Genomic DNA, 6,248 nt, shown 5'->3' with positions numbered 1-6,248 from the left:
TGATGAAAGGCTCATGGCGTGTCTTCCGTCGCCTAATCCTGCACGCGCGCCGCGCAATGGGCCAGGGCCCTGGACATCCGCCATTCAACCGTCTTGATCGAAAGCCCACTGTGCGCGGCGATTTCTTCATAGGTCAAACCGACGATCCGGCTCAAGATAAACACATCCCTGTACGTCGGCGGCATGGTCAGGACGATCTGCTTGAAGAACAGCGCCTCGACCTGATCGGCGTCGATGCGTTCAGCGTCTTCCACCGAGTCCTCACCAGAAAACTCGACCTGCACGCCCCTGACGTTGTTTCGCCGCAGCTGGTCGCGCGCCAGGTTCGAGGCCACGCGCATCAGCAACGCTTGCGGCTGGCGAATCTGTCCAGCGGCCTCGTAGGGCGCGATGCGGACATAGGTCTCCTGGACGAGATCGTCTGCGGTGTCGCCGATGCTCGCGCCGAACCGGCGTCGTAGCATCGCCGTCAGCCAGTCGGCGTAGCGGCGGTAGAGGACATCGAGCCCGTTGTCTCCACCCTGCGACGGCGGAGCTTGCGCCGCTTCGGGCCATCGTTGCGATCGGCGCATGCCGCGTGCTCCCACTGGTGTCAGAGCGGGGCGGCGGCGGTTCAGCCGATCTGTTGGAAATCCTACGCGGGACGTTGTGGCCATGGCTCGCGTTCGCGCGATCGCGAGCTCGTCTTCCTCCTCAGGAAGGCGAACACCAGGGCGCACACTCGCAAGCCGCGTACAGAAGGCTCAGGTCATCGCAAAGGGGTTTCCACGCCCCTGCCGACGCTCTCACGCCGACAGGGGGAATCCTGAATCAAATAATTCCGTCACGCAAGGCAGGGCCTGATCTGGCCCTGGGAATGGGGGCGAGCGTGGAAACCTCTGCGATTGAAGAGGCCGCGATCTTCAGAACCGACCGCCGCCGATTGCCCCCGGCTCCAGGCCGGCCCCTATGTCGCGGCGCCCGCACCCATATGAATATGACCGCGAAGCAGGCCCGGCAAGGCGTGCACCGCGAGCGTTGGGTAGTAACCGATAGACCGCCGCCGCGGCACGATGCGCCCTATGGCGTCACTGAGTTCACCCGTTAGGATTGCTGCGCCGGCTCGAACCGCAACCATCAGGTCGGGGAGCCTGCGGGCATGTCCAGGCGCTTCGGCGCTAAAACCCGCGGGGATCGTTCGCACGATCTTTCCACCTCCCCGACTTTCTGCCGGTCGCCGGCTTGGCGGTTTCATCCGCCAGCGCTTCAACCAACGTCAGGACTTGGCGTCGCCACCTTGCCGGCAGCTGTGGGACGAGTTCGGCCAGTCTGACGCCTTCGCCGGAGGAAAGGAACGCCCCGATCATGGCGGCCTGAGCGCCATCGACGGCGGCCGTCGGGTCCTGGGTGTCGGGCAGGCCCTCGAAGAACGTGGCGACGGGGACGTTCAGGAATAAGGCCGCCTCGAACAGCATCGAGGCGCTGACGCGGTTGGCGCCGCGCTCGTACTTCTGGATTTGTTGGAAGGTCAGCCCCAGCGCCTGGGCCAACTCGCTCTGGCTGGCGCGTCTGAGGTTCCGCTGCATTCGGATGCGCGCGCCCACATGCAGGTCGACGGGGTGGATATTGGGCTTGGGCGGCATCGCGAGGGCTCTCCGGCGGGGTGGTCGTCTCCTTGAGAAAACGCGCAGGAGAGGGTGCGACCCTGGAACGGCCGCCAGATTTCAGCCGTACCGTTGCGTGGCAAGCCGAGACGTCCGAGACGCGAATTCCTAGGCCGATGCAGCCTTGGTCAGGACAGCGATCCGCTCTTCGCAGATTTCGCGGACGAGCCCCTGCAGCAGGGTGATCCGCTCGTCGAGCCAGGTGAGCTCTTCGCTCGTGATCTTGTAGCGGGCGGAATAGCGGGCCTCGACATAGGCCCGGCGAAGCAGGTCGTAGCCGCGACGCTCGAACTTGTTGGAACCCGGCCAGATCCCGATCAGGCGCGCGTCGAGTTCCTCGGCGAGGTCTCGCAGGCGGTTCATCCGATGCGTCTTCGGGCTGTAGAGCGTGATCACCAGCAGGACGCAGTGGTAGAGCTTCTCGGCGGACTGGTGCAGGAGGAATGCGGCCTCCTTCGACATTCCTTTCCGGCAAGCATCCTCGGAAAGGCTCTGAAAGTTGTTCGCTCCCGCGAACCATTCCTCGAAGTACGCCTTCGTCTCCGTTAGCGCATCCAGCGCCGACAGCGGCTGCGGATTGACGAAGGGATGGCCGGGCTCGGCGTGGAGCAGGATACCGTCGCGCAGGATGTCCATGAAGAAGTAGCGGCCGAGCTTCAGCTTCTCGTTCACGTCGTCGAGGCTGTGAACCACCAGGCTGGGCTGGGTGCGCAGCTTCTCGCCGGAGGCCAGTTCCTTGAGCAGGCGCTTTTCGGTCTTGTCCCAGAACTCGGCGAGGTCGGTGAGGTCCTCATGGTTGACCACCACCAGTAGGTCGTAGTCGGAGAAGTAGCGCCCCACCGGGTCCTCGACCCAATCGCCGCGCGCATAGCTGCCGAACAGGATGATCTTGAGGATGCGGCCGTTCTTGAAGCGCGGCATGGTCCGGTGCGCGATCGCCTCGGCGAAGCCCTCGCGCAGGAGCTCGACCACGAACTCCAGTTCCTGGCGCTTGCCGGCGGGGAGTTGGTTCAGGCGCGTCTTCATCAGTCCCTGAGGCTCGCCGGCTTGGAGCGTCGTCTTCGTCTTGGAGGGCGTATCCACGTCTATAGCCTCTCCATCGCCGTCGCCGCCGTGGAGGTCAGCAGGAAAAGCCGGTTCGGCTGCGAGGGGAAGGGCCGGAAGCCGAACGCTTCATAGAACTTCACGGCGCGCGCGTCCTTGGCCTCGACCACGATGGCGAAGACGGCGAGCGTGCGCCCGGCGCCGAGGATGCGCTTGATGGCGTCGGCGAGCAGCAGGTCGCCGATCCCTTGGCCGCGCACCCGCTCGTCGCGGGCCAGCCGGCCGATCAAGGCGGCGGGAATGGCGTCGTAGCGCGGCAGCTTGCCGGCGAGGCCTTCGGGCAGGTCGTCGAGCGCCAGGGTGAAGGCGCCGAGGCTGTAGAAGCCCACCACGCCCAGCGCGTCATCCACGGCGACGAAGACGCGGGCGATGTTGCGGCGTTCGTCCTGGCCGGCGCGCTGATGGAACCAGGCGTCGAGGTCGGGCTGACCGCAGGCGAAGGCGCCGCGATCATGCTGTTTCGTGAGCGCCTCGATCGCGACGGCCAAGCGTCAGCCCAGCCGGTCGCGGTGGGCCCGAAGGGCGGCGACGAGCCGGTCGGTCGGCTCCGGCGGATTGGTCACGGCGTCCAGGAAGGCGTCGCGGTCGGCGCCGGTCAGCACCAGGCGCTCATGCTCGTCCAGCACCCGGCGTGCGCCCTCATAGGCCAGATCCCCGGCGGTCAGGCCGCTGACGGCCATGGCTCGCTGGATCAGGTCCTTGGCGGAGGCGGCGACGCGCAATTCGATGCGCTCCTTCTTCAGTTCGCGTGGAGCGGATTGACGAGACGAGGCGGCGGGCATGGGCATGTCCTTTCGCCTTCAATGTACGGCAAAAGTCCGTGCGCTACAAGATCGTCACGCTGTCGACGATCCATATGCCGGGGTCGGCTGAATATTGCGCGTATATCCGGTCAATATGCTCGCCTAGATCGCCAGAATGCGCCTGGCTGGACCCCGGCGGCCGCAACGGCCGTCGCCAGCGAGGGGGCGACCCTGCCGTTTCCCACCGCTCATGTGAAAGATCGCGACGAGGCTGCGCCGCGGACCGCCGTCACGGGCGGCCAGGCGCACCGCGCGGCGATCAAGTTGCCCCAGTTGCGCTACATCATGAGCGCCGCCCATCACGGTAGCTTTCGCCGCGCCGCCTGCGCGCTCGACGTCCAGCAGTCGACCATCTCTCGCCGCGTCCGTGAACTGGAAGAGCGCTTGGGCGCTCCGATCTTCGAGCGCGGACCCTCTGGCGTGCGGCTCACGCGGGATGGCGCGCAATTCCTGGACGGCGCGCAAGGCGCGCTGGCCGAGCTCGATCGTGCCGTCGATCGCATCGGTGCGGCAGCGCGCGCGGAACAGGACCTTGTCAGGATCGGTCTCCTGGCGCCGTTGACCGGCGGCTTTCTGGACCGCCTGCTGCGCGCAGCCGTCGGCAAGTGGCCAGCTCGCCATTTCCTGATCACCGAGGCGTCGTCGCGCGATCACATCGCCGCTCTCCGCGGTGGGCGGCTCGACGTCGCCTTTCTCTTGGGGCGGCCTTCGGTGGCAGGTTGCGCAGTTCGGCCGCTCTGGCGCGACAGCCTCGTCGCCGTCGTGCCGAGCAATGATGACCTGGCCGCCTTGGCCGTGGTGACCTGGTCTGACCTGATCGGGCGGCGGTTCCTCATCCCCGAGGCCGGTCCCGGGCGTGAGATGGAGGATTTCCTTGCCCGCCGCCTCGCCAGGCGGGGCGGACAGGCGACTATCCTGCGCCAGGCCGCGGGCCGCGATACCCTGCTGCACCTGGTCGCCCTCGGACAGGGCTTGATGTTGGCGCCAGCCTCGGCGTCGGCGAACGGTCCCGATGGCGTCGCCTACCGGCCCATCGCTCGCGCCATTCTGTCGTTCAACGCGATCTGGTCGCCGAATAATCCCAAGCCGGCGGTTCACCGACTGCTGGCCTTGGCCGAGGCGCTGTCTTGCAACGACCGCCACGGCGGCCGTCGCCTTGTCAGGCCGGTGGGGATCGACGTCGGAAGCTGACACGCTCGCCTGGGAGCAAGGTGGCCTCATAGCCTGCATCCAGCCACGCATGGTGCTGCACGGTCTTAGCGTCGTCCGCGACGTCGTTGGACCACCAGTCATGATGCTGCGCGCCCTTCGGCAGCAGGGCATGGAGAATACGTTCGAGATCGTCGAAGCTGAGCTCGACCGGCTCGCCGCGCTTCCGTCGCAGATAGGCGCGGAGCGGATCGTACTTGCCCACGACAGAAATCCCCAATCGAACGGGGTCCGAACCTTATCGTCCGGCACGGGAGCCACAAGTCATCACGGGGGTCAGTTTGCGCGCCGCGCCTTGGCGAACGCACGATCCGTCGCCATGAACCGCGCCAGCGCCGCGGCATAGGCCACGAGGTCGCGATGGATCGGGGCCGGCAATTCGAGTGTCAGTTTGACCGGTTTGTCGTCGGCCAGCGGCCCCAGCTTGAGCTTGGCCATCATCTCACCTCCGAGGGGACGGGCGCCAGGACGAGGTCGTGGGTGACCAGGACGCGAAGCGGAAACCCTGGGCGGATGGTGAGCGTCGGCTGGACGTTCATCTGCCGGCGGACGATCTGCTGGCCGGTCTGGTTGATCGTGTCCTGGGTCCCGCGCCGGATCGCCCGGGCGAGCTCATCGTCGCTGTCGGAACCGAGTTCAGCGGCGACGCCCAGCAGGGTCGAGAGCATCGCCGCCTTGGCCATCATGCCCCAATGGTTGTCGGTCCGATCCTGCAGGCCGGCATAGCCCGCGCCATCGACGCCGGGCTGACGATCCAGTGCGATCGAGCGGCCGTTTGGAAGGACCAGGCGGTCCCAGGCCAGCAGGATGCGGGTCTGCCCGAACGAGACCTCGGAATCGTATTCGCCGATCAGGCGCGCGCCCTGCGGTATCAGCAGGATCTCGCCGGTCGGGCTGTCATAGACGTTCTGCGTCACCTGGGCCGTGATCGGCCCCGGCAAGTCTGAGCGGACGCCGGTGATCAAGGCCGCGGCGATGACGCCGCCGGCCTGGAGCACATAGGGCGAGACCGGCGGCTCCAGACGGCCCGAAGCGACTATCGAGGCTGGGCCGGTCGCGGCGAGAAAGGCGCGCTTGGCCGCCTGACCGTTCTGGTCGGCGGCGTCCGATGGGGCGGTCGCCGGCGCCGCGACGTCGTCGGGGCCGAACGGTCCGGGAAGGGCAAGTGATGGCGCCGACAGCGCCGAGGGGACGCTGTCCGGCGCGGGCGTCCGCCCCTCGCCGCCGGCGAACAGCCGGCTGGTCCGCGCCGCCTCGCGCGCCTGGCGTGTGGCGTCGGCGGCGGGGTCTTGGGAACCGGGCTGCGCCGGCGCACCCATGGGCGGCGGCGGAACCTGCGCGCCGCGCAGCTGGGCGCTGACGATCGGTCGGCCCAGATCGCCCGGCAGCGGCGGTCCGAGCTGGGGGACCGCGGCGTAGTCCTTCGGCGCCGCGGTCAGGCCCTCGGCGGTCGTGTGGCTGTCGGTGCTGTAAAGCTCCGCCGGCCCCT

At 67.4% G+C, this 6,248-nt stretch carries 9 protein-coding genes; 1 reads left to right on the top strand and 8 read right to left on the bottom strand.

The window, feature by feature from the left end:
* Positions 1-32 precede the first annotated feature (32 nt).
* From Q8Q88_RS00670 to Q8Q88_RS00650, 5 genes are all read right to left on the bottom strand, one after another.
* Positions 33-572, bottom strand: a complete 540-nt coding sequence (locus Q8Q88_RS00670) for an RNA polymerase sigma factor (RefSeq protein ID WP_305673272.1) — start codon at positions 570-572, stop codon at positions 33-35.
* Positions 573-1,157: 585 nt separating this feature from the next.
* Entirely contained in the window at positions 1,158-1,622 is a 465-nt protein-coding gene (locus Q8Q88_RS00665; protein ID WP_305673271.1) for a helix-turn-helix domain-containing protein, read from the bottom strand.
* 129 nt (positions 1,623-1,751) lie between these two features.
* On the bottom strand, positions 1,752-2,726 hold the full coding sequence (locus Q8Q88_RS00660) for a HEPN domain-containing protein (protein ID WP_305673270.1): 975 nt from the start codon (positions 2,724-2,726) through the stop codon (positions 1,752-1,754).
* 2 nt (positions 2,727-2,728) lie between these two features.
* Positions 2,729-3,235: a GNAT family N-acetyltransferase gene (locus Q8Q88_RS00655; RefSeq protein WP_305673269.1), complete on the bottom strand. Its 507-nt coding sequence runs from the start codon at positions 3,233-3,235 to the stop codon at positions 2,729-2,731.
* Positions 3,236-3,238: 3 nt separating this feature from the next.
* Entirely contained in the window at positions 3,239-3,535 is a 297-nt protein-coding gene (locus tag Q8Q88_RS00650; protein ID WP_305673268.1) for a DUF1778 domain-containing protein, read from the bottom strand.
* A gap of 207 nt (positions 3,536-3,742) precedes the next feature.
* Here Q8Q88_RS00650 and Q8Q88_RS00645 point away from each other — a divergent pair, with 207 nt between their 5' ends.
* Entirely contained in the window at positions 3,743-4,741 is a 999-nt protein-coding gene (locus Q8Q88_RS00645) for a LysR family transcriptional regulator (protein WP_305673267.1), read from the top strand.
* Here Q8Q88_RS00645 and Q8Q88_RS00640 read toward each other — a convergent pair.
* The 3 genes from Q8Q88_RS00640 to Q8Q88_RS00630 form a co-directional block, all read right to left on the bottom strand.
* Positions 4,710-4,964, bottom strand: a complete 255-nt coding sequence (locus tag Q8Q88_RS00640) for a hypothetical protein (RefSeq protein ID WP_305673266.1) — start codon at positions 4,962-4,964, stop codon at positions 4,710-4,712. The two genes, Q8Q88_RS00645 and Q8Q88_RS00640, sit on opposite strands and share 32 nt — an antisense overlap.
* A 71-nt stretch (positions 4,965-5,035) precedes the next feature.
* A complete protein-coding gene (locus Q8Q88_RS00635; protein WP_305673265.1) occupies positions 5,036-5,197 on the bottom strand; it encodes a DUF2274 domain-containing protein in 162 nt (53 codons plus the stop codon).
* A partial coding sequence (locus tag Q8Q88_RS00630; RefSeq protein ID WP_305673264.1) for a TrbI/VirB10 family protein occupies positions 5,197-6,248 on the bottom strand: 1,052 nt, incomplete at its 5' end. The genes Q8Q88_RS00635 and Q8Q88_RS00630, both read right to left, overlap by 1 nt.

Origin of the sequence: Phenylobacterium sp. (assembly GCF_030697925.1) — a bacterium.
Taxonomy (GTDB): domain Bacteria; phylum Pseudomonadota; class Alphaproteobacteria; order Caulobacterales; family Caulobacteraceae; genus Phenylobacterium.
Note: the sequence above shows the minus strand (reverse complement) of the source record. Positions and strands in the feature narration are given on the sequence as shown.

Coding starts and splice junctions, on each gene's coding strand:
- Q8Q88_RS00635 (WP_305673265.1), bottom strand. CDS start 5,197: ATGGCCAAGCTCAAGCTGGGGCCGCTGGCCGACGACAAACCGGTCAAA.
- Q8Q88_RS00665 (WP_305673271.1), bottom strand. CDS start 1,622: ATGCCGCCCAAGCCCAATATCCACCCCGTCGACCTGCATGTGGGCGCG.
- Q8Q88_RS00650 (WP_305673268.1), bottom strand. CDS start 3,535: ATGCCCATGCCCGCCGCCTCGTCTCGTCAATCCGCTCCACGCGAACTG.
- Q8Q88_RS00670 (WP_305673272.1), bottom strand. CDS start 572: ATGCGCCGATCGCAACGATGGCCCGAAGCGGCGCAAGCTCCGCCGTCG.